16 protein-coding genes and 1 pseudogene are annotated in these 25,531 nt (G+C 54.8%); 13 read left to right on the forward strand and 4 right to left on the reverse strand.

All coding sequences use genetic code 11. The features are described from left to right. Nucleotides 1-57 precede the first annotated feature (57 nt). The 4 genes from CKW16_RS17965 to CKW16_RS17980 all read left to right on the forward strand — a co-directional run bounded on the left by CKW16_RS17965 (nucleotide 58) and on the right by CKW16_RS17980 (nucleotide 2,997). Nucleotides 58-810: a trypsin-like peptidase domain-containing protein gene (locus tag CKW16_RS17965; protein ID WP_141232747.1), complete on the forward strand. Its 753-nt coding sequence runs from the start codon at nucleotides 58-60 to the stop codon at nucleotides 808-810. Nucleotides 811-1,069: 259 nt separating this feature from the next. Next, nucleotides 1,070-1,606, forward strand: coding sequence for a hypothetical protein (locus CKW16_RS17970; protein WP_176471568.1), 537 nt, complete (start codon nucleotides 1,070-1,072; stop codon nucleotides 1,604-1,606). 23 nt (nucleotides 1,607-1,629) lie between these two features. Continuing rightward, nucleotides 1,630-2,502 carry a hypothetical protein gene (locus CKW16_RS17975; RefSeq protein WP_095129529.1) on the forward strand — a complete coding sequence of 291 codons (873 nt, stop codon included), beginning with the start codon at nucleotides 1,630-1,632 and terminating at the stop codon, nucleotides 2,500-2,502. Between the two features lie 84 nt (nucleotides 2,503-2,586). Further along, a complete protein-coding gene (locus CKW16_RS17980; RefSeq protein ID WP_176471569.1) occupies nucleotides 2,587-2,997 on the forward strand; it encodes an N-acetyltransferase in 411 nt (136 codons plus the stop codon). A 148-nt stretch (nucleotides 2,998-3,145) separates the two neighbouring features. On the opposite strand, the gene CKW16_RS17985 is transcribed toward CKW16_RS17980, so the two are convergent. Then, nucleotides 3,146-3,538: a hypothetical protein gene (locus CKW16_RS17985; protein ID WP_095129566.1), complete on the reverse strand. Its 393-nt coding sequence runs from the start codon at nucleotides 3,536-3,538 to the stop codon at nucleotides 3,146-3,148. Further along, on the reverse strand, nucleotides 3,519-4,652 hold the full coding sequence (locus CKW16_RS17990) for a polymorphic toxin type 44 domain-containing protein (protein ID WP_095129531.1): 1,134 nt from the start codon (nucleotides 4,650-4,652) through the stop codon (nucleotides 3,519-3,521). The genes CKW16_RS17985 and CKW16_RS17990 overlap by 20 nt, the downstream gene beginning before the upstream one ends. Before the next feature lie 818 nt (nucleotides 4,653-5,470). Here CKW16_RS17990 and CKW16_RS17995 point away from each other — a divergent pair. The 5 genes and pseudogenes from CKW16_RS17995 (at nucleotide 5,471) to rimJ (ending at nucleotide 10,187) form a co-directional block, all read left to right on the forward strand. After that, entirely contained in the window at nucleotides 5,471-6,496 is a 1,026-nt protein-coding gene (locus CKW16_RS17995; protein WP_141232748.1) for a restriction endonuclease, read from the forward strand. Between the two features lie 251 nt (nucleotides 6,497-6,747). After that, nucleotides 6,748-6,849, forward strand: a pseudogene (locus CKW16_RS18000) (hydrolase); the annotation flags it as partial. A gap of 82 nt (nucleotides 6,850-6,931) precedes the next feature. Beyond that, nucleotides 6,932-7,855 carry a hypothetical protein gene (locus CKW16_RS18005; RefSeq protein WP_095129533.1) on the forward strand — a complete coding sequence of 308 codons (924 nt, stop codon included), beginning with the start codon at nucleotides 6,932-6,934 and terminating at the stop codon, nucleotides 7,853-7,855. Nucleotides 7,856-7,982: 127 nt separating this feature from the next. Beyond that, nucleotides 7,983-9,389, forward strand: a complete 1,407-nt coding sequence (locus CKW16_RS18010) for a DUF2252 domain-containing protein (RefSeq protein WP_095129534.1) — start codon at nucleotides 7,983-7,985, stop codon at nucleotides 9,387-9,389. Nucleotides 9,390-9,599: 210 nt separating this feature from the next. Beyond that, complete coding sequence (gene rimJ, locus CKW16_RS18015) at nucleotides 9,600-10,187, forward strand: ribosomal protein S5-alanine N-acetyltransferase (RefSeq protein WP_095129535.1); 588 nt, start codon at nucleotides 9,600-9,602, stop codon at nucleotides 10,185-10,187. A 40-nt stretch (nucleotides 10,188-10,227) separates the two neighbouring features. Here the strand turns inward: rimJ and CKW16_RS18020 are convergent, their stop codons facing one another. Together CKW16_RS18020 and CKW16_RS18025 are read right to left on the reverse strand one after the other, a co-directional pair. Continuing rightward, the gene (locus CKW16_RS18020) at nucleotides 10,228-11,085 is read right to left on the reverse strand and encodes a phosphatase PAP2 family protein (RefSeq protein ID WP_095129536.1); all 858 of its coding nucleotides are present in this window, start codon (nucleotides 11,083-11,085) and stop codon (nucleotides 10,228-10,230) included. 26 nt (nucleotides 11,086-11,111) lie between these two features. After that, a complete protein-coding gene (locus CKW16_RS18025) occupies nucleotides 11,112-11,783 on the reverse strand; it encodes a histidine phosphatase family protein (RefSeq protein ID WP_095129537.1) in 672 nt (223 codons plus the stop codon). Nucleotides 11,784-12,043: 260 nt separating this feature from the next. Here CKW16_RS18025 and CKW16_RS18030 point away from each other — a divergent pair, with 260 nt between their 5' ends. The 4 genes from CKW16_RS18030 to CKW16_RS18045 all read left to right on the forward strand — a co-directional run bounded on the left by CKW16_RS18030 (nucleotide 12,044) and on the right by CKW16_RS18045 (nucleotide 25,484). After that, entirely contained in the window at nucleotides 12,044-13,963 is a 1,920-nt protein-coding gene (locus CKW16_RS18030) for a methyl-accepting chemotaxis protein (protein WP_095129538.1), read from the forward strand. 192 nt (nucleotides 13,964-14,155) lie between these two features. Continuing rightward, nucleotides 14,156-17,476, forward strand: coding sequence for a Tc toxin subunit A (locus tag CKW16_RS18035; RefSeq protein WP_176471570.1), 3,321 nt, complete (start codon nucleotides 14,156-14,158; stop codon nucleotides 17,474-17,476). Nucleotides 17,477-17,502: 26 nt separating this feature from the next. Further along, the gene (locus tag CKW16_RS18040) at nucleotides 17,503-21,393 is read left to right on the forward strand and encodes a neuraminidase-like domain-containing protein (RefSeq protein WP_095129540.1); all 3,891 of its coding nucleotides are present in this window, start codon (nucleotides 17,503-17,505) and stop codon (nucleotides 21,391-21,393) included. Continuing rightward, entirely contained in the window at nucleotides 21,390-25,484 is a 4,095-nt protein-coding gene (locus CKW16_RS18045) for a SpvB/TcaC N-terminal domain-containing protein (RefSeq protein ID WP_371918036.1), read from the forward strand. Before CKW16_RS18040 ends, CKW16_RS18045 begins: the two co-directional genes overlap by 4 nt. The last annotated feature ends 47 nt before the right edge of the window (nucleotides 25,485-25,531 follow it).

Raw genomic sequence — 25,531 nt, forward strand, 5'->3', positions numbered from 1 at the left:
CGCACGTTCAGAAGCCCTGATGCACTCATAGCCCCGTCGAACCCAAGGAAGTGCAGCATGCAGCAACTGAAAGATTTCATTACTGTGGCCGAGTTTGGTGACATGTTGGAAGGGCAGGTTCATCCTGTAATTCTAAGCAGCGAAAGCCAGGACGAGCACTATTCTCACTTTGGCGTGGGTACAGCTTTCGTACTGGCACACGAGGGTGAGTTGTTCGTTGTTACAGCCCAGCATGTACTGAACAACCAAGGCGCGAGTCACGACGATTTGCGAATTCTGCTCCGCAACGCTCCCCTTTCGATCATTTTTGACCGAAGAGCTGTCTTTCGTGATGAATCAGACCCTGACCCTGATTCGGATCTCGTTATCTTGCGAATTAAGAATTCTCAACATGATGCGCTGTTCGCGGCAGGGCTTACTTGCGTTCATGCAACAGACCGTATCCAGACTGAACAGAATGAAGACGTCGACATTTTTCACGTCTACGGCTATCCGGATGAAGGGAGAGGTTATAAATACGACGAAAAATCACTTTCTGCTACGTTGTGGTGCGTAAGTGGAGTTCTTGCCGAGTCTTGGATTCCTGGGCTGAATACCATTCGAGTCGTGGGTAAACGCCCAGCTGATCTGAATGGCATGAGTGGCTCAATGGTTATTGCTGAAATTGACGGCGAGTGGAAATTTGCTGGTTTGGTCACGCTCGGAGGCAACAAGGAGGGGGTTCTGAGCTTCATTCCTGCTGAGAAAATCCTCTACTATCTGCACAAAATGATGTTCATGGAAATAATGGGTTTAGTAGAGTCTGAGTAGCCCCCCTAACTCCGTAGACACTTTCGAACATCCGCTTTTGGCCGTTTTTGCCCGTCGCGAGGGGCAGAAAACGGCCAAAGGCCGACGGTGGACACGACTCCTATGTTTCCGTAATGTACCTAAAGGGCATGACGCTTTTTTCTGATCGCCAATGTCGCGCTTCTAGCCCGACTTTCAGCCCGACCAAGGAGTTACGTATGAGCATGGAACGTTATCCGGCATCAATATTGTCTAATAATAGTTAGATTCCTTTAACATCATGAACCTGGCCGACCTATCAATATCTGAGTTGCTCAAGCTACAAGCTGCCGCAATTGATGAGCTTAAAAAGCGTGGCGTACTTAGAACAAAAAATAATCCTGTTGGGGATTACGCCGAATGGTTGGTCTCGTCGGCCTTTAAGCTAACCCTTGCAAACAATTCAGCCGCAGGCCACGACGCCGAATCCAGAGATGGGAAAAAGATTCAAATCAAATCACGTCGCATAACCGCAAACAACCGTTCAAAGCAGTTAGGCGTCATTCGAAACCTCGATAAAAATGACTTTGATGAACTCATAGCTGTTATTTTCAATGAGTCGTATGAAATCATTGAGGCGTATTCAATTCCACACTCTGCAATTTCAAAGTACAGTGCGCATAGACCACATGTTAACGGCCACATTTTGCACCTGTGCGGAGCCTTGCTGTTAGACAACAGCGTTCTGAACATTAGTGACAAGTTGAAGGCTTCTAACAATGCGCTCAATTCGCTCGTTTCACTCGCTGGGACCGGCGAAGCCGACCCCTTAGCTTAATCATTAGACATCAGAGCCATAAAATGGAATTCACTGACCCAAAAGTTCAATCGGCACTGATCGCGGCAGCCGTTACAATAGCCACACTTCTCTTACGCGCCATAACAAAACCAATATGGGAACGTAATTTTCATAAATTCAAACTAGAAAGTGATTATAAATATGACCAACGCAAAAAAGTTAGAGAAGCAATTTCAAAGTACAAGGTGCCACTGCTGAATTCAGCTGAGCTGCTTAATCATCGGCTATGGAATTTCTCTAAAAATGCACCAGAAGCATGGCACATTAAAATAGAAGGGGAAAATATTTCAGACAAATACTACCTGTTGTCATTTTGTTATAGGTTTTTGTTGTTTTTTTCACTTTGTCGCAAAATCGACCTAGAGCTTGTATATCTTGATAGTACAGTCAGCACAAAGAAAGACCTCGACTTTCTAAAATATCTGAAACTCTTCCCGCAAATATTTAGCGATACCGAAATCTTCAAAGGTACAGTCTACAACCAGTCAGTAGCCACTGATCATTTTTTTAGCGACGAGTTCCGAGAACTTATCAGAGAAATGAGTAGCGATGACAAAATGCTGAGTTATTCCGAATTTAAGAAAAAAGTCGAAGAAAAAGAATTCACACATTTAATCACTTATTTTTCAGGTATTTCAGTCGACCACAGCTGCCTTCGCTGGCAAGTACTAAATAGCTTTCATTTCATACTCATGGCATTTCTAAATGACTATGGCTATGATTTTCAAAAAACGTCAAAAGAAAAAATTTCAGGTTTAGCTAAAAGCCTACCCCCAAATAGACTCATTAAAAACGCTTATGCATTCATCGAACGAGCATGCCTCGACAGTAACAAAGAAGTCCGTAAGGCTATGTCCGCTTTGTCTGATGTCTAATAATCGATTCAAACCGTTCGCTTCGCTCACTGGGCCGGGCTAAAGCCTGCCCCTTGACCATAGGTTACGGCCACAGGAATAAATGTGCGCAAAGTACTAAAGATCGATTCCATTGACGCTCTGAAAAGCCCGGTTCTTTGCGAGCGAGCCAAACGAGCTCATGGAGGTAGGTCGCAAGAGTTTGTCATGATAGTAGATGGGCATGAAGCGGGCCTGCTGTCATACGACGATTGGAGCCACCAGGCTGTCGGCTTCATTTCTGAAATTTTTGTTCTTCCAGAATTTCGGCAGCAAAGCATTGGAGCAATACTACTCTCATACGCCGAGAACCACGCTCTTCAGCTTCGCTGTACACATATTCGGCTTGAGCCATATCCCTTAGACCAAGAAACAGACCCAAAGCGTTTGGTAGCTTGGTATACAAAAAACGGTTATTTTCAGAAACCTGATGAACCAGAAATAATGGAAAAAGCCCTAACTACGATGCCAGCCTAATGGTTAAAATTGTTCGCGTCGCTCAGTGGGGCGGAAGTAAAGCCCCTCTCTTAGCCAAACGTTAGCCAGCGTCCGCATTTGGCCCGAAGCAGCCTCCCCCTAGCCCTGAGTCATCACGTCACACAAAGGACCAGGTTCTCGGAGTTTTCTATTTTGGTAGTGGCCCACACGCTTCAATAAGTCTGCCATCAGTGCGGCTATCGATAGCACCATCTGCCCCGATGTACACATCAGTGTTTGGCCACTTCGGTTTAACCCGGATGCAGTGCGATTTCCCACCGTTGTTCCAATCGAACTCCATAAAAAATTGGTTGTTCGGGAAGATGTGCCCAGCCCCGCCAGTGGCTTCACCTGGATAGATCTCACCTTTTGAGATGTCGTGCTGAACATTCAAAATATAACCGAGACGACCCTGCCCCTTTTCAGAGAAATGGAAGCTCACTTGAGGTGTGGCGACATACCAAAAGACGATGGGGGCGAGTAAAAACGCCGCCGCCCAGCGCCAGGAATGCCGTTTCGGTTTATTTGCAGACGTGGTCACGTGTGCCATCTCCCCAACTTGAACGTGGTAGTGCTAAAACTTCGTCCATGAGCATTTTTGCCGTAATCCCGCCGTTTGGGTATTGCTTGTAAAGTTTGACGCCAATGCTGATTGAGACCCGGTCGCCTATGTCGTCCCAGGCCCGCATTCCTTCAATGTCTGCTGAGCGGTGAGGCCCTTTTCGCTCGTCCCACTTTTGAACTTTCCGAACGGAGTCTGAAGCAATTTGCTCAAGCCCAGCGCCGTCCAGAAGAACGCTTTCAGAAAGACCACCAGCGCGGCCAACATAGCCATAGTGGATGTTCGACCAGATGTCGTAGAAGTAGTCCACCTGACCTTGTTTCTGCCAAGGTCCGCCGAACTCTTGCCCAATCGGTACCTTGTGATCCCATTTCCGACCTTGAGCAACCCGCTCAGTCCAAAGGGCCATCGCAGCAGCAGTGTTACCAAGCTCCATCGCTTGGAAATTAGGCGGTGAAAGGCGTGCATACCAGGGAAGTTTTTGAAATTTTGCATTTTCCGCTGCCGTGTCAAAGCTGGTTAGCTTCTTCATTTTCAGTACGGATGGGTGTGTGATGTTGCGGTTCATTTCCCCTGCGATATAGCTGGCCACCTGTTCCATCATGTCAGGGTCTTTGCACGTGATGGGGGCTTTCGGCTCAGGCTTTGCCTCCGGTTTTTTCGGGGCGGCATCGGGGTCTATCAGAGCGTTTGCGGCAACCGCGTTCTCCTTCAACTTTGGGTCAGCGAGCAGTGTGGCCATTTTCTCATCATCCACAGTGCCATCTGGACGGAACGCTCCGAGTGCCATGAAATTGATGATGGTTGCACCACCAGCATCGCCCATGACAAAACCACCACCAACATCGCCTGATCCGGTAATGATCGTTCCGCCGTGGCTGGTTGGGCTGCCTAAGTGGGCCATAGGACGCCCGTTCACTTGAATAGATGGGAATCCTGTGGTGATTACAGCTCCACAGCCACAGGTATCGCCAACACGAGCAGATCCCATGAAGTTAATGTTTACGTCGCCACTGGCAGAGGCAATCGGGGTAGTGGCGTGACCGGGCATCGGGCAGACATGCTTGTCACCCAATCGAGCGGAGGGAGTCATTCGTCATCCTTGTCGTGTACAAAAAAACCTCCGTGTGGAGGCCAAAAGCGTTTTGTAAGCTCCGGGAGATTACCGCACCTGTTGGAACGGGTCTGTAGGAAAAGTCTGAGTTTAGACCCTCCACTGGCCTGTTTTGTCCAACAGTGGACCTAAAACTCTCGTTACACCGTTGTGCGGTGTTACACCAAACAAAAGGGAAGCCTCAAGCTGGTGTAACGTCATTTTTAGTCATTAAAATCAATGACTTATGTATATGCGCAACACCTGTAACACCTGTAACACGACATTTTAAAGGTATTTGTCCCCGCCCCCCATTAGCAATGAGTTCCACCAGCGAGGAGACCCCAGCCGGTGCCGGGGCCCCTGAGGCATTGAGACACACACGGGGTCGGAAACCCGCAGGATCTTGGTAGCGGAAGAATTCCCAGCTTAGTGAACCGGTGAACCCGGTGAACTGAGGTTCACCTGTGCATCTGCCCTATCAAATGGGTAATCCCAGTCCACCGTTACCAATGCGGTAACGATGGCCTTTTTTCTACAAGATCCTTTCAATTTCAAGGTTGAAATTTCAGTAAGCTGGGGCGACTGCCGCTAACAAGATCCCGCGGGTTTCCGACCCCGTGTGAGAGGAAGTATCCCAGGGTCCCCGGCGTTTTTTCATAAGCCACCAGATTCAGAAGCGTAAACGGAGGGGACACGATGCTAATCCCTCAGCCTCGAAAAGAACGAATGAGGCGTTAAGCCATTCAAGGGAGTGGTATGGCTTATCGACACCGTAGGCTATAAGTATTTACTCGCCCATCAACAGTAGGCACTCCATGTCCAAACACCCTTTGACTCCGATGTTGGTCCAGTACCTGGTGGGTTTGTGCTGCCTCAAAAACGACCCCGAGGCGGTGGATGTGACAGTGGGAGACATGGTTTTCGATCCCACCTCCGAGACATCCCGGGACGTTGACATAACTGTCACTATGAACGGGCCGGACGATACAACCTATGCGTTCAAGGCATTCGAGGTTAAGCGCGAAGGAACCCCACTGGACGTGTCCCAAGTCGAACAGCTTTGCTTGAAGTTTATGGATATGACTTCTATCACTCATCCCGCGATAGTTTCTTCGTCAGGATACACAGCACCTGCACGCAAAAAAGCAGAAAGGCATGGGATTAAGCTTTACGAGTTCAAGCCATGGACACGACCACTTGAAGAACAATTTCCAAAATTAACGATGAGGGGGCCTGCTAGTGAGTGTTTTTTGGTGCGAACGCCCCTTCTCTGCTGGCCTCAGCATCAGCTGAACATCGTTGCAGAACAAGCTCCTGGCCCATTCGCTATCCAACCGACTGATGAAATCTATAACTCCACAGGAAGTGCACATCTCAAATTCGCTAGCTTTGAGCAATACCAAAACGATCTTCTGCTTCGGTCGACCCAATTGCTCCTACCGATGGTACCGATCGCATCAACGGTGGAAGGCTTCCAGCTAACCGAATCGGGACTCGAGGTCGGCCCAGAATGGCCACACAGTCACACCCTTGAAGTGTCTAACGACGCAGTATTCATAAAAGTCGACTCTGTTCTGTGCCGAATAGATCGCGTAACCATATCCGGTTTTTTACAGTGGCAACGCAGTACAAGTCAGAACCTTTTTTACATAATTGAAGGTGTACCAGACGGCGAAGCTTTCGCTGGCGCGGTCATATCCAGTTCGGATAGCAGTAGCGAGCTGACTGCGTTGTTTCTTTCACCATCAACGAGGGATATCGATATACGGAAAATTCAGCTTGCGAAGAAGCATCAGAACAGCATCCGAAATTTAAAACTGGAGCTGTCTAAGCGCGGCTGATTCTTGTGCGCCTTCAACAGCAGGCTTCGTGTATCCCTACGTGTATCCCCAAAAGAAGAGCATCCTAGAAGCACCAATGTTCATTGGACCGTACCATGCTCGTTCAAATGACCCCGGCTCCACCAAATACGAAGCAAAGCAAAACCCGCCAAGTGCGGGTTTTGTTGCATCTGGGGTTGGGTCATTTCTGTAGGCAGCATCACCATCCCCGGCAAAAGCAGGCCTGCCCGCAACAAGGCCCGCAAGACCACCAGGCCGACCGCCTCTTCATCAAGCACGGCTACGCGCCTTCGCCGGAAACCATCGACTATTTGAAAAGCCTGAAGGTGGATCGCGTGCTCGTCTGCGGTCTAGTCGGCGATTCAACGTAACGGGACCTATGCTGCGGGCTTACCTGCAACCGCTTGAGCAACCAACGTACTCAGGAAGATCAACATGAACGTATGGATTGCAGCCGTTCTGGCCGCCATGGTTTCTGTGCCTGTACACGCCACCACCGAGATCGCTCCTCGTGTCGAGCAGGTCACCTTCAAAAAGGGCTCCGACACCGTCAGGTTCGCCCGAGCCATCAAAGGCCCGCTCACCGCGCAGTACCGTCTAAACGCGAAGGCCGGCCAAATGATGACCGTGGACTTCAAGTCTTCCAACGCCTCTGCCTACTTCAACATCACCGCGAAAGGCGCGGACTATGCGTTGTTTAACGGATCGATCATGGGCAATCACTTTCTGGGACCATTGCCCACCGATGGCGAATATACGGTTCAGGTATACCTGATGCGCAACGCTGCTCGGCGCAATGAAGTGGCCAACTACAGCCTTTCATTAAGCCTGGGCTCGGGTGATGCGACGGACAGCAACCAGCCGTTCGACCAGACACTTGAATTGCAGGGCATTGGCTTTCACGTGACGAGCGTGTCGGTCGATGGAAATCGTGCTCTACGCATTGCACCCCAAGGTCTGGAAATCGATAACTCAGAGATCGTACGCCCCCTCACCGGCACCATCGTTCGAGCAGAGGTCGCCGACCTTGATCGCAATGGCTCCCCAGAGATTTACGTCTTCATCAGGTCACCGGGGCGCGGGATGCCGGGCGAGCTCATTGCTTACGCTGCCAACCGCAACAGGTCGCTTAGCGAGATTTATCTGCCACCTGTCAGCGAGAACCCGAAAACAGCGGTGGGCTACCAGGGCGAGGATGAGTTTGCCGTGGTGGAAAACACGTTGGTGCAGCGGTTCCCGGTTTATGACAGCACGGATGCCGATGCGGGCAGGACGGGGAAAATTCGGCAGGTTCAGTACACGTTGATGCCTGGTGAGGCCGGGTGGATTTTGAGGGCTTTGGGGGTGACGGAATATTGAAGGATGCTCGTTGGCGAAGTGGCTCCCGTTCGTTCCCACGGTCAAAATCCAAACACTTCGGATGAGGACCCGAAGCCCTTCTACACTCCTCTCTCACACGTCTGAAACAATCACCAAACGAGCCCACATGCCCCCCCTCAAAGACCGCTTGAAGCAAGGCAAGGATGCTCGCAAGAACTGCTCCCGCAGTTCGCAGGCGGCCACGGGAAAAATAAATCGCGACCCTCTGCCGCTGATCAAAATGTCCAGTGAAGGCCGCATCAAGTCACTGGTCGAGTTGCGCTACGGCCGCATGCTGGTCTCGCCGTTCACCTTCTATCGCGGCAACGCGCTGCTGCAAGCCCACGACTTGGCCGCAACCGCCAACATGGGCCTGATATCGCCCATCTGCGGCGACAGTCACCTGATGAACTTCGGCGGTTTTGCAACGCCGGAACGCAATCTGCTGTTCAGCGTCAACGACTTCGACGAAGCCCATCCCGGCCCCTGGGAATGGGATTTGAAACGGCTGGTGGCAAGTTTCGTGGTGGCAGCGCGCGACCTGCGCCATGGCGACACGGTCGAAGAAACGGTCTGCCGCCAGGTGGTCGGCGCCTACCAGCAGACCATGCTCGAATGCGCCGAACAAAGCGCCATGGAAACCTGGTACGAGTCCATCAGTTACCGCGATCTGCGGCAGCAGGCGAGTAAAGCGACCCTGGAACATGTAGAGCGCGCCATCGAAAAAGCCGAGCGTCGCACCCACGCTGAACTGCTGCCGAAAATCAGTGACCGTGACGCACATGGCCGACTGATCATTCGCGATGACCTGCCGGAAATTTTCCATTTACACGAAAACACCACGCTGCTGGATGCCGACGACGACTGGCTGCGCCTGTCGAACTGGCGTGCGCTTTACGACGCATTCATGCGCGACTATCCCGGCACGCTGCAAGCCGACCGTCGCGAGCTGTTGTCGCGTTTTCATGCCCACGACATGGCGTTCAAAGTGGTCGGTGTGGGCAGCGTCGGGACTCGTTGCCTGGTGGCCCTGCTGACCGATGATCAGGAGTTCCCGCTGTTCCTGCAGTTCAAGGAGGCACGTCGTTCGGTGCTTGCCGATTATGTGAAGACTAAATCGCGGGTGCGGCATAACGGTCAGCGCGTGGTCGATGGCCAACGGTTGATGCAATCGGCCAGTGACCTGTTCCTCGGCTGGACCACCGGCCCCAGCGGGCGACACTTCTATGTGCGCCAGTTGCGCGACATGAAAGTCTCGGCTGAACTCGAGACGTTCGATGCGGACACCTTCGCCGCCTACGGACGCGTTTGTGGCCGCGCGTTAGCCCGCGCCCATGCCAAATCATCCGGGAACGCCGCACACATCAGCGGCTACATCGGCAAGAGCGATGCGCTGGCCGACGCGCTGTTCAAGTATGCGCAAAGCTACACCGGGCAGAATGAGCGCGACTTCGAACAATTCCAGCAGGCCTGCCGCAAGGGCCGTTTGCGGGCGCGCTCGGAAGCGGACTTTGCGGCGGATCATTTGCCGTAAGCGAGTCTCAGGGCGTGAAGCGGCGGGCGCTCATCGACATGAATTTTTCTTCACCCTGCGACCTTTCACCAACGGGTACATTGCGCTCGCTCTTCAAGAAACTACAGTTTGCCCGCCCTCCCGCGGGCTTTTTTTTGCCTGCTGTTTTGTTGTGTTTCCCCGCTGACCACGCAATGCTTGCGCGACGATCCCCGTGAACCGGAGCGCCCTATGCCGCTGCTATCCCTACCCTGCAAGCGCTTGACGCTGGCGGTGCTCGACCCTGAACAGGCGGCGCTGGAAAGCGACTTCTACCGGCGCAACCTGAGGCATCTCGCCCGGTGGTCGCCGATTCGCCCCGTCGATTACCACAGCCCTGAACGCATCCGCCCGCGCCTTGAGGTGCAAGCCAGCGCTTTCCAGGCCGGTCTGGCGGTGCATTTCGCGCTCCTGGATCCGGACAACGGTCAGATGATCGGCGCCTGCAACTTCAGCGGCATCACTCGCGGGGCGTTTCAGGCCTGCTATCTCGGTTACCACATCGACGAATCTCATCAGGGCCAGGGCTTGATGCAGGAAGCCCTGGAAGCGGGAATCGGCTACATGTTCGATGAGCAGAAGCTGCACCGGATCATGGCCAATTACATCCCTGGCAATGAACGCAGTGCGCGGCTGCTGGAGCGCCTGGGATTTGAACGTGAGGGCTATGCCAAGGCCTACCTGAGTATCGCCGGGCGTTGGCAGGATCATGTGTTGACGGCGCTGATCAATGATCGCTTTGAAGCACCGGAACAGCGCTGGTCCAGGCGCCTCGCGTAATACTTCGTCTGCTCGGGCCCGCCCTTGAAGGTACTGAAGGTTATGCGGGTCGGCCGTCAGGCTTACTATTTTGTACATCAATCAGCGGCTCGGCGATGGGGCGCGCAGCCTGTTGGAGCACCGGTTGCTCCAGCCGCGCTCGCCCATAGAACGCCAACGCTGTCAGCAAACACGCCAGCCATACGAAGATCCCGGCCCAGAAGGTGTGGGACATGTAGTGCCAGCCTTGCAGAACCCGCGTCGTGCCGTAGACGAAACCGAGCAGCAGCGAGCCATACATCACCGCTTTGGAATAGCGCCAGCGGTAACGACGCGCCACGAAGTACAACGCCAGCATGGTGAAGCCGCCCGAAGCATGTCCGCCCGGCCAGCAGCGACCGTCACCCGCGACTTTCAGCAGGTCGAAATTCTGATACCACTCCTTATGCTCGACTTTCCCCGCGTACTGGGTCGTTTCGATCGGGCAATACACGCTGGTGTGGCCCTTGAGGTAGTGGATCACGCCGGTGCTGATGGAGAACGCGAACACCACGTAGAGGAAGTCCCGACGGTGCTTGCTGGCAAACCTAAGCACTGGCGCGGCGTTGATCTTTTCCAGGAACGCGATGATTTTCGAATGCTTTGCGGCCTTCAGGCGCGGCCAGAGAAACGACAGCAAGGCGCCGACAATCGCTAACTCTCCGGTCCAGTTCGGGATGATCCGTGCCCATTTATGGGTGATCTTTTCGAACAGGTGGACATGATCCAGCGGAAACGTCTGCGTGACCGGGTCATAAAAAAGATCATTGAACGCGATGTCGATTTTGGTCAGGTCGAACAGCAGGAAAACCACGACCGCACAGGCCAGCGGAATACCAAAGTTCACCCAATAAAAGCGGTAACGGGAAGAAGTCGACATCGTGTGTCCTGATCCAGAAAGTGAATTCATTCGGTGGTCACCGTGCGCCAGTCCGAGGCTTCGATGAAACCGAGCATGCGCGGCGCCTGAGGCGTTTCGGTCGAGATAAACAAAGACGCGCCATAACCGAGGGTAGAAGCCGGCAACTTGAGGTCTTTCTCCAGTTGCGACATGCATTCGCTGTGGGTCACCAGAATCAGGTTTCGCCCGGCCACCTTGTGCGTGAGTGCGTCGCGCAGCATGGTGCCCTTGCAATTGATCAACCAGTCTTCACCGACTCCGACCTTGTTGAACATGTAGCCAGCGGTCTGCGCTGTACGGATGACGGGGCTGTTGTAGATGTCGGCCTTGTTCAGCCCCAGTTGTTCGAACTGCGCACCGACACCCACCGCGACGCTGCGAGAGCGATCGGTAATGCCATCATTACCGTTCAGGCAGGCGGCGTTGGAGTGATCGCAGCGTTCGACGTGACGCACCAGCACGATCACGTTGCCTTTGGCCCAATCGGCCGCCAACGCCCGGGCGCCGGCCACATTGCCATGGGCCAGATCCGGTACAGCGGCCGGCTGCAACAGCCAGACCGTCAGCGGAATCACCAACAGCGCCGAGGCGAGCACGACAGCCGCATTGCGATAGCGGGCAAAACGGCTCAGATCAATCGAGCGTTTTATCCCGAACAGACTCAGTCTCAATTCCACATCAAACCGCCTCGCCGGCACGCATCACTGTCATTCGATGCCGCGAGGTTAGAGAGACTGGCGTCGGCAGCCGGTGAAACTCATGTGAAAAAAAGCTTAAGACCGCACGAAGGTCTTGTTACACATCTGTCCTACAAAAACCATTCAGCTCTCGCAATTGCTGCCGATACAGTCCTGCTACACACCTTACTGGCTACCAAAAACAACAATCTTCCAGCCAACCGACGATCTAGAAGCACAACGTTCCTGGAGGACTTTTGATGAATAGCTGGTTCGGCAATATCAGCGTGAACATGAAGCTGGGCTTGGGGTTCGGCCTGGTCCTGGCCCTGACCTGCGTCCTCGCCCTGACCGGCTGGACGAGCCTGGGCGGATTGATTGACCGCAGCAACTGGATGAGCGACATCACCCAGCTCAATGCCGGCCTGACCAAGCTGCGTGTGGTTCGCCTGCAATACATGCTGACCAACGGCGACGAAACCGCCGCACAGAACGTCCAGACCACGCTCGACAGTTTTGCGGCGCAACAAACCGCTCTGCTGGGCAGTTTCAAAAATGTCGCCAACCTGAAAATACTTAAAGAGCAGGCCGGGGTCATCGCCGCTTATCAGGCATCGCTCAAAGAAATGCGTAGCGCTTACCGCACCGGTAACAGTGCCCGCGACGCGATGGCCGCGAATGCCGAATCCGCCAACACGCTGATCAATACAATCAGCACGCAGGTTCAGCAAATGCCCCTGAGCGACCAACGCTTCGAACAATTCCAGGCCATCACGGCGGCCAAGGAAGCGTTCTTGCTGGCCCGCTACGAAGTGCGCGGCTACACCGCGACCACCAACGCCGAGACCGAGCAAAAAGCCGTCGGCCAACTGGACGCGGCCATCGCCAGCCTGAAGCCACTGAACGTGCATTTCGCCGACACCCAGCAAGACGCCCTGCGTCAGCTGGACACCGCACTGACCAATTACCGCAGCGCCATGCTGGCGTTTAAAACCGCCACCGCCGACGCCGTGCGAGTGCGCAAGGACATGACCGACCAAGGAGCCGCCATCGTCGACTTGAGCGACAAACTCTATCAATTCCAGCTCGACCGCCGTGACGTCGAAAGCGCCCAGGCTCGCACGCTGCAGCTGATCAGCACCTTGCTGGCGTTGCTGGTGGGCATCATTGCTGCCGTGATCATCACCCGTCAGATTACCGGCCCGCTGCGCGACACCTTGGCCGTGGTGGAGCGCATCGCCAGCGGCGACCTGTCCCAGGACGTCAAAGTGACTCGCCGCGACGAACTCGGCGTGTTGCAACAAGGCATCGCTCGCATGGGCGTGACCCTGCGCGATTTGATCAGCGGCATCCGCGACGGCGTCACCCAGATCGCCAGTGCTGCCGAAGAGCTATCCGCCGTGACCGAGCAAACCAGCGCCGGGGTCAACAGCCAGAAGATCGAAACCGATCAGGTGGCCACCGCCATGCACGAGATGACTGCCACCGTGCAGGAAGTCGCGCGCAACGCCGAAGAAGCCTCCCAGGCAGCGGCCGCTGCTGACGGCGAAGCCCGTGAAGGCGATAAGGTTGTGAACGAAGCCATCGCCCAGATCGAACGTCTGGCCACCGAAGTGGCGCGCTCCACCGAAGCCATGAGCGTGCTGCAACAGGAAAGCGACAAGATCGGCAGCGTCATGGACGTGATCAAGGCCGTGGCCGAACAGACCAACCTGCTGGCGCTCAACGCCGCCATCGAAGCGGCTCGTGCCGGTGAAGCCGGTCGTGGTTTTGCCGTGGTTGCCGACGAAGTCCGTGGCCTGGCTCAGCGCACGCAGAAATCCACCGAAGAAATCGAAGGCCTGGTGGCCGGTCTGCAGAACGGCACTCAACAAGTGTCGGCGGTGATGAACAACAGCCGCGCCCTGACCGACAGCAGCGTCGCACTGACTCGCAAGGCTGGCGTGTCGCTGGAAAACATCACCCGCACAGTGTCCAACATCCAGTCGATGAACCAGCAGATCGCCGCCGCCGCCGAGCAGCAAAGCGCCGTGGCTGAAGAGATCAGCCGCAGCATCATCAACGTGCGCGACGTGTCCGAACAGACCGCCGCCGCCAGCGACGAAACCGCAGCCTCCAGTGTTGAACTGGCGCGGTTGGGCAATCAGTTGCAGATGATGGTGAGTCACTTCCGGGTTTAAGTCTCAGCTTGCTCCCCCCGCCAGCGCTCGTGCCGACCGGGGAGCAAGCAGTGTCGAACTCCTACAGGTCGATAGGAATCTCTCCCGTCCAAACGGCGACTTTTCCAGTTCTCCATGCAATGAACGGCTGACGGTTCTCAATCCTCCCGTGCAGTAATGTCGATAACTCCACCTCATAGGAGATTTATCGGCATGGACGGCTATCCAATACTCCAGGCACTTATCAAGGCCAACAGTCCCGAGAAACACCCGGAGCTGCAAAAACTCTTCAAAGACACACTGAAGCTCACTTCAGTGTTCGATATCACCCGGCTGACCGAAGCCAGCTTCAAAGATAAAGTCGGGGCTGCGATCGACGGTGACAGTATGCTCAAAGGGCACGCCTCCAGCATCGACATCGGGAAGCTCTACGACAACGCCAAGTGTCTTGCCGCCCAGGTCAGCCATTTGTATCGGGAACAACAACTCTCATCCGGACAAACGCAACACCATTGGCACCCCCCAGGTATTCGTGCCGTCGAAAAACAAGGCCCCACCTATACCAATCTGTTTCAGGAAAACTGGGACGAGTCCTGCAAAGTAGATTCGATCGCGGCAATCGACTCGCCAGTCGCTTACCTCAGAGCGCTGTACCTGTTTGCCAAGCAACTGGAAACCAGTGCCTCGCAATCAGCAACTGAGACCGTCAACCGAATCCTGCTGGAAAAACGACGCCCGGATCTCGCAGCTCTGTCGATCGACCAGCAAAACACCTTCACTGCACAGCCCATGCTCAAGATCGTCAATGACATCCTGAACACGAATATTCAGGAGACACTGAAGAGCACCGCCGACAAAAACAAATCAACGTATGACGTGTTGGCGCAACGACGTTATCCCTTCGCTCTTCCCTACAACATTTTTCATCATCAGTGCCTGCTGGGCCTCAGTGGAAAAACATCTTCGCTGGGAGAATTGAACTACCTCATCAGCACCCACCTTCCCATCACACAGACAGTCAACATTCAGTATGGCCAGGTACTGACATCCACCCCTTTCGAAGCCCAACAACTGTTGTCCGGGCTGAGTCCACAGCAGCAGGCATTACTGACAGAAGTCCCAAGAGAGGATGAGCGGTATTGGCAAAGCCTCTATGGCACCAATGCACCTGCCACCCGCCTGAGCAACATGAACAGCTTTATGGAGCGCACCGAACTGAATGCAGGGCAAATCGAAGCGCTGCTCTCGCAAGGTAAACATGCCCCACGCCAATCCAGCAACGACCCAACGGCCGTTTCACTTCCCGGCCCGTATGGCGCTCGTTACATAAACGGTCCTTTCCCGGTCGGCACCACCACGGCCAACAACATGACAATCATCAAAATTGAGGGGGTTAAACAGATAGCCGAGGCGACAGACCCGCGACTTGTACGTTTGCAACGGATGATCCGCTTGCAACGCTGGCTCGATATCCCTTTCGCCGAGCTGGATACCCTGATCATCGGCGCGTTTGAATCACAAGTGCCGCGTAACACGCTCATGCAACTCGACACTTACACAGTGCGTACTTTGGGTGTTTATCGCTACTTCAACCGTCGGTACTCGATCAACGCCGAAGAGTTTGCTGCCTTGCTTTATCGAGTATCCCCCTCTGCCACCGGTGATGCCCCCGCCTTATTCGACCGGGTATTCAATCCGGCCCGACTGTTCGATACGCCACTGGTACTCGATGGTCGAACCTTCAGCGCTGACAGCTCCGACCCGGCCTCGCATACCATCCTGCAACACCTGAGTGCCTGCCTTGGCCTGCCTCTGACCGAAGACTCGTTATTACTGATCGTCAGGAACACGAAGCAATACCTTGGCCCGCTGAAGTGTGATCTACGCACCCTGTCCTCGATCTATCGGCAGGCGCGGATTGCCCGAATGCTCGGCATTTCGATTGCCGACAGTGCGATGCTCGCAAACTTGCTGGGGGGTGAAAGCATCTCTAAATGCTTGGCAAACGGATACGCCCTAGACAGTCGAACAATCCAGATAAACATCAAAAATCCCAGTCAGTATTTCAATCTAGTCGCACGTTTTCGCGCACCCAAGCAAGTCGATCCAGAGAACCCTCCCCTGCTTCTGTCAGGATCAACACTTACAACCAATACTTCATTGTTCGCCGATAGAAATTTCATAGGAAAAATTCACATCCGTTTCCCCGGCGACTCAAGCAGTAATGATGACCCCGATGATGAACCCAGCATCAGTATCAACCAGATCCCGACCGTTGGCGGTGATACGGTGATCTCTCTTGAGGGGTGCCCAATAGAGTTGCCCAACGGCGATCTCAATGTATTAATACGCCGTGCAACCCAGTTAGCGACCGTGATACAGAGCCCACGCAGTCAAACTAGCAACGACCTCGATAACACTAGCAACTACACCGATGTCACGCTGACGCAGAATGAGCCCCAGGGGCTTGATGTACTCAACTTGCTTGAAGTGCTGATGCAAATGGACTGGATAACAAACTGGCTCAGTGAGTCCGCCTACGACATTCCCAAGCTGCGACGCCTCCTGGAGCCCATGGGCAGCGATGATCATTCGTTTCGAGATTTGCGGCAACATCTCACCAAGCTGAACGGCGATACCCTCCAGTGTGTGGTAACCACACGAGAAATAGCAGAGCTGTCGCTTCCAAAAGACGTCGGGTGGCGTGACCTACTGGCTAAAACATTGCTTGATGACAAAGGCCTGGTGAAAAACTTCGCGCCTGCAATCGAAGACGATGTGCCGCAGAAACTGGCCACCGCACTGGAGGCCGTTATCGACCCACTACCGCTGAGCAACGTGCTCAAAGACGACTGCAAGAAAAAACTCAAAGACTTGCTGCTGCTTGCCCACGATCGACAACAGCACCTGATAGAGAAGTTCTTGCAGGAAACCTCTCAGCTCCCCATGAACTGCGCAAAGGGGGTGCTGTTATGGGCAAACTCCTCGGCCCACGAGGTCCTGACTGCTGCGCTGAGTGATGCACACTCAACCAGGCTTCCCCAGGTGCTGCACCCGGTTCTGCGCCACGCCGAAGCGGCCGTTCAGCTGCATCTGAGCAACAGCGCCCTGCGCTTGTTCCTGAGCCATCCCGAGCGGCTGGAAACACCAAACACGCAGCTGAAACTGACACTCAGCAGCTTGTACCTGCTGGATCGTTTCAACCATTGCATGACCACCCATCAGCACCCGGAGGAAAGCCTTCTGAGCTATCTGGGGCTTGCCAATTCGACTGCCGATACCACGACAACGAACAGTTTCCTGGCCAAATTGCTGGGCTGGACGCCGACTGAAGTCAGTGTGGTGACCGCAACGCTGGCGTCCCGCAAAGCCCAAACAATGAAGGATGTGGATTGGGTAATGCGTTGCCATGCAACCTGCAAGACCACGGGGCTGAGCGCCACCTCACTCCTCGGCGCAACCGCCCTGAACAACGCAAGCGCGTCAGACGCCTGGAAGAAAGTCGGTGAAGCCGTCATGGCCGCCAGTCATTGATCCTGTTACATGCTCAAGGAATGAACATGTCGATCACCATTGAAAAGCAACTTAATGAAAGTTTGCGTGATGCTCAGCTCGCACTCTATCTGTCAGCGATCGTACCTGAAGACGAGATGTTGAAGTCGCTGAAGATCGCCGAACATCTCAAGACGCCTAACGACCTCTATCACTACTGGCTTCTCGATGTGCTGGTCAGCCAGGACGTACCCAGCAGCCCGGTGGCTTGCGCCATTGCCAGCCTGCAGCAATACATCAACAGCATTCTGGCCAACATGGAGCCCGGGTATCACACCGCGAACATCCCGGCCGACCAGATCGAGACCTGGCGTACCGTGATGCATCACTATCCGACCTGGGTAGCCAACCAGCAGTTGCATTATTTCCCTGCGGTCTATCTGGACCCAACACTTCGCAGGACCAGGACCGACAGTTTTCAGCAACTGGAAAACGACATCAACCAGAACCAACTCACCTCCGAGTCCGTTCAGACGGCCGTCCTGGCCTACCTGACAAGACTCGAAGAAGTTGCCAACCTGACAATACTCAATGGTTACATCGACGGAAACGATTTCGCCAACAGCACCTATTACTTCATTGCCAAATCCCGCGCCGCGAATACCTACTATTGGCGCTCGCTGGACATGGCCAAGCGCCCCCATATGGGAAACTCTGTAGCGTCCGCCAAGTACGATGCCCCCGAGCCAGAGGCTTGGTCGGACTGGAAACGCGCCAACCTGCCGATTTCCGAAAGCGCCATCGAACATACCATTCGCCCGGTCATGTTCAACAATCGTCTGTACGTGATCTGGGCCGAGTGCATCTGTCAGGAGGATAGGCCGGTAACCAAGACAGCAGAAGACAGCACAACCAAAACGGCAGAAAGACCTGAAACCAATCCGCTGTTTCGTTTGAACCTGTGCTACAAAAAATATGATGAGAGCTGGAGCACCCCGCAGACCTGTCTACAGGGTTACGCTTCACGTGCATTGTTTCACGGTAAGAACCTGGCTGATCTCAAGCTGGACACACACACCATCGCCCTCAATGACGAGCGTCACTCAACGCATTCATTGCACATTGGCCTTTATGTGAACGACCAGTTCCCCACGTCAGACTTTGCGCCGCAGTTCCATCTGTCGGCGGATATCGATAAAGACTCGAATATCACAACGAGTCCTACACGATCCAACACTGAAGAACTTGCCATAGCAATAACACATAAACTTCTTCATTCGGGCATTCCAGCCACGACTGCCAAGGCGTGGAATAATGAAAATAAAAGAACGCTCCAGTTCAGCCGAGTAGACGCGAACAACAACAAACTTAAAGCCCCTCGATTTGGCTTCCGCCTGGCCGATAATTCAGGCACGACAGAATTTATTGATTTTAAAGACTCTGCAATAGAAAAAAGTGACGACTCGGTAACCGAAGGTCGCAAAGATCGCACTCCCATCCGAATGAACATCACCTTCGCCAGGCATCTGATCGAGCGCGCCGAAACGGGCATGGACAAACTGCTGAGCTGGGAGACTCAGCACCTGCCGGAGCCTGCTTTTAAAGAAAACGGTGTGCCTGAGAACATGGACTTCTACGGCGCCTATGGTCGCTACTTTGTAGAGTTATTCCTTTATCTTCCATGGCTGATGGCACACCGCTTTAACCTGGAGCGCCAATACGGTGAGGCCGAGCGCTGGTTGCAATTCGTGTTCAACCCTGGCCGCAAAAAGGTCAATGATGGCAACCCCGACTATTGGAATGCTGTGCCATTAATCAGCGCCACTCCAGCCCCCGGCCAACCCAGCTACGCCATCCAGGGCCCACAAGACCCGCATCAGATTGCCCTTAGTTATCCCGTGCACTTTCGCAAAGCCTTGTACATGCTCTACATCGATATCCTGGCCAATCGCGGTGACACGGCATACCGCACGTTGACCCCCGATGGGCTGGCGGAAGCCAAGCTCTGGTACATCCGCGCACTGGACCTGCTGGGTCCTCGCCCGGATCTCAGACAAACCGACCTCTGGTCTACCGTCACACTGCAAACATTCAGTGACGAGACCAACAGCGCACTGCGCGCTTTTGAGAATGAGCTTGGCATAAAGAAAAAAAACCAACCGGCAGCAACGTCCCCCAACGTTGCGCCCGAGGTGTGCGTGCGTCCGTATGCACCGCCTCCCTCGGTACACGCGATTGACACGCCACACTTGCGCCTACCGTTCAACCCGGTGCTGATCTCGCGCTGGGAAAAACTGGAAAGTCGCTTGCACAACCTTAGACATAATCTCGACATTGTCGGCAAGCCACTGAGTCTCTCCCTCTTCACGGCGCCCGCTGCACCAGCCGACTTATTGCGCTCCAATCCTCAGCGTGCGGCAGAACCCGGCATTGACCGACGCCCGAGTCTGGATATCCCGCCCTACCGCTTCAGCACCCTGCATGCCCATGCCATAAGCGCGGTAGATACCGTGATTCAGTTCGGTACAACGCTGTTGTCATTCATCGAGCGTACCGAGCAAGCCATCTATCAGGAAATTCAGCAGCAACACCTCTGGAATCTGGCAAACATTACCGTAGACCTACAAACCCAGGCGTTGAAGATCGACCAAAAGAACAAGGAGGCCTTGCTTGCCAGTAAAGCCATTGTCGAAGGGCGTATGGATTATTACAGTCAACTGGTCAATGAGGTGGTCAACCCTGGAGAAGTCGCCGCCGCCACATTGCACCTCACAGGACGTATTGCTGAAGCCTCTGCCTACGCGGCCCAGGTGGTCGGCCAAGGCCTGAAAGTCATCCCCAACATTTTTGGCTTGGCAGACGGCGGTCATCGCGTCGAGGGGGTGCCCTTTGCGGTCATGGCCGGAGCTCAAGGCGTGGCAGCGGCTGCTCATGGCGCTGGCGAAGCCCTCGAACGTGCAGCGCAATACCGTCGCCGCCATCAGGAGTGGACGCTCGCTCGCGATCAGGCAAGGCTCGAAATCGCACAACTCGATGCACAACTGGCACTTGAGGCCGAACGGGAGACAGCCTCCCTGCTGCTGTTGCGACAGACTCAAACGGCACTCACCCAAGCCAGAACCACTTACGACTTCCTCAGCAAGCGCTTTACCAGCTCGCAGCTTTACCAGTGGTTCACTGGCCAGCTGTCCATCTTCTATTACCAGGCGTATGACGAAGCCTTGTCGCTGTGCCAACTCACCGAGTCGTGTTGGCGCTACGAGATGGCCGAGTATTCGACACAGCCGTTCTTCCAACCCCAGGGCTGGAACAGTACCTATCGCGGACTCGGCCCTGGGGAGTCGATGAAGCTGGGCTTGCTGAAGATGAAAAGCGCCTATCTTTTGAGTCATGAGCGCGAGCTGGAAATTCGCAAGACCGTGTCGTTACGCCTGCTCAAAGACAAGGACAAGGCCCCTGCATCCATCAATAAGCCCTGGAACGATACGCCTGCGGAGGGTGGGAAACCTCTGGTCACAGGCCTCAAGTCAGGTCTTGTAAATAATGGCTCATGTGAATTCGAACTGACCCAGCCCCTGTTTGACAATGACTACCCAGGGCACTGCCTGCGCCGGATCAAGAGCATCAGCATCTCCCTGCCGGCGATCCTGGGCCCTTATGAGGATATCCGCGCCACCCTGACCCAGACCAGCAGCGATGTTGTCATGCCCGACGGCAGCAAGATGAGTAGCCGGCGAGCCAGTCAGCAAATAGCCCTTTCGACCGGTATCGACGACAACGGTCTGTTCACGTTGAACTTTCAGGATGAACGCTATCTGCCCTTCGAGTACACCGGCGCAATTTCAAAATGGAAGCTGTCGTTCCCTAATCACACCGCTCAGAAAGCCATGCTCGAATCGCTCACCGATATCATCGTGCAGGTGCAGTACACCGCAAAGGCTGATGGGGGTGCCCGATGAGCGAACAAACCTCCATACCTGTCGATCTTCCGGCCTTGCCCAAGGGCGGCGGGGCGATTCAAAGCATTGGTAATGGCTTAGGCCCGATAGGGTCCAGCGGCGCGGCTTCCTGTGAGATTCCCCTGCCTGTTTCACCGGGTCGCGGATATGCCCCAGCCCTGGCCCTGAGCTACAGCAGTGCTCAAGGCAACGGTGTCTTCGGCCTCGGCTGGAAATTGTCCCTGCCTACCGTTACACGACACACCCGTCTGGGCGTCCCGGCCTACACCCACGATGATTTGTTCGTCGGCCCCAGTGGTGAGATCTGGATGCCTGAACGGGACAAAACAACAGGCGCAATCAAATCCAGCCACAAGATGTGCAGCGACGGCAAACAGCGGGTGCAACATGCTGTCGTGCGTTATCGACCTCGGGTCGAAGCCGCCTTCGATTTGATCGAGCACTGGTCCAGCGCCACGAACAAACCGGGCTTCTGGCTGATACACAGCGCCGACGGCAGCCAACACTTGTACGGAAAAACACCGTCGGCACATCGCGCAGATCCCGACGCATCAGTACGGGTAGGCGAGTGGTTGCTCGAAGAGAGCATGAATGCTCATGGCGAGCACATTCTTTATGAATACACCGCTGATGAGGCCGCTACTCAGGGCTCCGCCGATTACCGCGCCCAGCGCTACCTGAGTCGCGTGCGCTATGGCAACTTCCACGCTGACTCACAGTTGTACCTGTGCAAAGTCGATGGCCTCAACGATAAGAAATGGCATTTCGAGCTGTGTTTCGACTATGGCGAACGCAGCGTTAGCCTGGAAGACACGCCTGGTTACGAAGGGACGCTGCCGTGCTCTGTACGCAGTGATCCGTTCTCGGAGTTCGCCTACGGTTTTGAATTGGGCACTCAACGCTTGTGCCAACAGGTTCTGATGTTTCATTACTTCCCGGATGAAACATCGATGGGCCGCGAACCAATACTGGTGCACCGCCTCCTGCTCCAGTATCAGACCGGCGCTCTATCCTATAGCTGCCTGAGCGCAGCGTTGACCCAAGCCTTTGGCGCAAATACTGATAAATACCAACCTCCACTTGAATTCACCTACACCGGTTTCACGCTCAAGCCTGAGGCTCGCCACTTCAAACCCTTCGAGGCGCTGGCCAGGCTCAATCACCAGGAGCGGTTTCAGTTCGTCGATCTGCTGGGAGAAGGACTGCCGGGCATTCTTCATCGAACAGACAAAAGCTGGCGCTACAGCCAGCCTTTGCGGGACGACAACGCAGGAGATCACGTCATGTACGCACCATGGCGCGAGCTGCCACGAATCCCGCTGGCTGACAGCCAAAAATCTCCTCGACAATTTCTCGGTGACCTCAGCGGTGACGGCCGTCCGGACTGGATCGTGGCACACCCCGAGTTCAGCGGTTTCTTCACGCTGAGCCCGGATGGAGATTGGTCGAATTTCACCTCATTCACCGCTGTTCCGACCGAGTTTTTCCATCCTCAAGGACAATTGGCCAGTCTGATGGGGACCGGGCGCAGCGATCTGATCATGATCGGACCGCGCAGTGTGCGCCTGTACGCCAACCAGAAAAAAACCGGCTTCGCCCCTTCAACCGAAGTGTCACGTCACGCCGATGAAGATGATCTACCGCAGCCCGGCAACTCACCCGGTGAACTGGTGGCCTTCAGCGATTTTCTGGGCAGTGGCCAACAGCACCTGATCCGTATTCGTCACAACGAAGTGAAATGCTGGCCCAACCTGGGCCGTGGACGTTTCGGGAAGGGGCGGGTGATCGCCACCCTGGATTTCTCATACGAGCAATTCGATGCATCACGCGTCCTGCTGGCCGACCTGGACGGCTCGGGGGCCGCTGACCTTATTTATCTGCAACCTGATTGCGCGCGCATTTTCATGAACCACGGCGGCAACAAACTGGGGCCTGCGGTCGACTTACCCTGGCCCGAAGGCCTGCGCCATGACCGGTTTTGCAAGGTCAGCGCCGCAGACCTGCAGGGGGTTGGCTGCTCCAGTCTGGTTTTCAGCGTACCTGGAGAGGAAAGCCGGCATTGGCGCTACGACTTCATTGACACCAAACCCTACTTGCTCAAGTCGACCAACAACAACATGGGCGCTAGTGGCAGCGTCAGCTATCGCAGTTCTGCACAAGAGTGGCTGGACGAAAAAAAGCAGTCACTCAAGAACAACAAACCAGCGATCTCACGTTTGCCATTTCCTCTGTTCCTGGTCAAGCAACAGACCCAGTACGACGAAATCACCGGCAATCGGCTGACCCAGCGGTTCAAATATCGACGTGGCTTCTACGACAGCACCGAACGAGAGTTCCGGGGTTTCGGCCTGCTCCAGCAAACTGATAGCCCGACCAGCCGTGGCAGCACAGCGAACAGCCCTCACACCTCAGCGACACTGACCAAGACCTGGTTCCACACCGGTGAAGAGGTAGACCCGTCCAACCTTGGTTACAACCGTAGCGATACGACAGCCGCAGCCCTGAAGGCAACAGTTCTCGAGATGGGAGAAAGCTGGGGGCCAGCTGAACACACGTCGGTCGTTGACGCCGTCCGTCACAGGCAGGCCCGAATGCGCGAGTTCGCTCGAGCGTTGAGCGGCCACACTTTGCGGGTAGAAACGTACGGTCAGGACCAGGACCCGAAAGCAAAGCACCCTTATTCGGTGCAACAACATCGGTACCTGATACGCGAGCTCAGGGGCCTGGGTAAACACAGCCCCTATTCAATCGTGCATCCCGCGGTCGTGGAATCCATTAACTATCAGTACGAGCGCATTCCTGATGATCCTCGCTGCACCCACACGATCAATCTGGAATGGGACTCATATGGTCACCTCACCCACAGCCTGGAGACCAGTTACGCACGGCGTAAAACAGCTACCGATTCCCCCCCTTTCACGGATACCTGGCAAAACAAATGGTGGAGCGATGCCCATGACGAGGACCAGCAGTACTACTACCTGAACGAAATAAAAGCTCAATTCATCAACGTTAACACCCAGGGCAGGCGCCTGGGCCTGCGTTACCTGCAACGCACCAACGCGTTGAAGTTGCCTAAGGCACCCTCGGCCGGAGGCCTGGAACCCAAAACCATCAACCATGAAAACATGCTTGAACTGAGCAATTCAGCCGCCTGGAAAACCAGGCGGGTCATGACCGGCCTGTCTTTACAGCGTTACAGAAAACCAGACGCAAGCGACACCTTCGCTGATGGTCAGGCCAGCGTCGAAGCCTTGTTTGATCACCTGGAAGCAGCCGAACTCAATGAGCTGGCGTTGAAGGCCTACGACGTGCTCAAACTTAAACCGGGCAACGCGTCTTTTGATATGACGAAGAAACTCCAGGGCAGTGGCTACAAAAAAATGCCCATCGCTTTAGCGGCCGACAAGGAGTGGGATAAACAGGGCAAACTCTGGTCAGTACGACGCGGTTTCACCACTTACGCAAAACTGGACGGTTTTTTCAGGGCGCTGACATTCAAGGAAAGCCAACAGCATGGCTCAACGGCAATCACCTACGACGCTTATTACTGCCTGACCACCACTGTCAAACTACCGGACAACTGCACCACCACAGCGTCAAATATTGACTACCGAACACTCCAGCCAAAACAGATCACCGACCCCAACGGTAATGTCCAGGAAGCGTTGTACGATGTAGCCGGACAAGTTCAAGCCGCCACCTACCACAAAAGCAGCTCTGGTGAGGATATCGGCTTCAAACCCATAGCCACCTATACCCGCTATTACGATGACCGGCCCGACATCGCCATCGGAAATCCCGGCAGGGCACTCCAGGATGTCGCCAGCGCCTACTTTTACTCTCCGCTCAGTTGGATGGGACATATTGCGGCCACCACCACGCAAGAGCAGGAGTGGCGCAAGCAAGCCGTTGCGCAAGGCGATCTGTTGCCCAGCGGGCATGTCCGCGCCAGCGCCCGTACTCGCCTGGCCGACCTCAGTACCAAAACACCTTACGAGCAAACACTCCAGACGCTGATAGAAAGCGTCGCGCGCGAACCGGTGCACTGCGCCACGATGCAGGCAGACCGATTCCACAGCGACTCTTAACGACAAACCCGCATCGCCGTCGTTTGCTGGGATGGTTTTGGCCGGCA

It is taken from the genome of Pseudomonas sp. Irchel s3h14, assembly GCF_900187425.1.
GTDB lineage: Bacteria > Pseudomonadota > Gammaproteobacteria > Pseudomonadales > Pseudomonadaceae > Aquipseudomonas.

Coding starts and splice junctions, on each gene's coding strand:
- CKW16_RS17965 (WP_141232747.1), top strand. CDS start 58: ATGCAGCAACTGAAAGATTTCATTACTGTGGCCGAGTTTGGTGACATG.
- CKW16_RS17970 (WP_176471568.1), top strand. CDS start 1,070: ATGAACCTGGCCGACCTATCAATATCTGAGTTGCTCAAGCTACAAGCT.
- CKW16_RS17975 (WP_095129529.1), top strand. CDS start 1,630: ATGGAATTCACTGACCCAAAAGTTCAATCGGCACTGATCGCGGCAGCC.
- CKW16_RS17990 (WP_095129531.1), bottom strand. CDS start 4,652: ATGACTCCCTCCGCTCGATTGGGTGACAAGCATGTCTGCCCGATGCCC.
- CKW16_RS17995 (WP_141232748.1), top strand. CDS start 5,471: ATGTCCAAACACCCTTTGACTCCGATGTTGGTCCAGTACCTGGTGGGT.
- CKW16_RS18005 (WP_095129533.1), top strand. CDS start 6,932: ATGAACGTATGGATTGCAGCCGTTCTGGCCGCCATGGTTTCTGTGCCT.
- CKW16_RS18010 (WP_095129534.1), top strand. CDS start 7,983: ATGCCCCCCCTCAAAGACCGCTTGAAGCAAGGCAAGGATGCTCGCAAG.
- rimJ (WP_095129535.1), top strand. CDS start 9,600: ATGCCGCTGCTATCCCTACCCTGCAAGCGCTTGACGCTGGCGGTGCTC.
- CKW16_RS18020 (WP_095129536.1), bottom strand. CDS start 11,085: ATGTCGACTTCTTCCCGTTACCGCTTTTATTGGGTGAACTTTGGTATT.
- CKW16_RS18030 (WP_095129538.1), top strand. CDS start 12,044: ATGAATAGCTGGTTCGGCAATATCAGCGTGAACATGAAGCTGGGCTTG.
- CKW16_RS18035 (WP_176471570.1), top strand. CDS start 14,156: ATGGACGGCTATCCAATACTCCAGGCACTTATCAAGGCCAACAGTCCC.
- CKW16_RS18040 (WP_095129540.1), top strand. CDS start 17,503: ATGTCGATCACCATTGAAAAGCAACTTAATGAAAGTTTGCGTGATGCT.
- CKW16_RS18045 (WP_371918036.1), top strand. CDS start 21,390: ATGAGCGAACAAACCTCCATACCTGTCGATCTTCCGGCCTTGCCCAAG.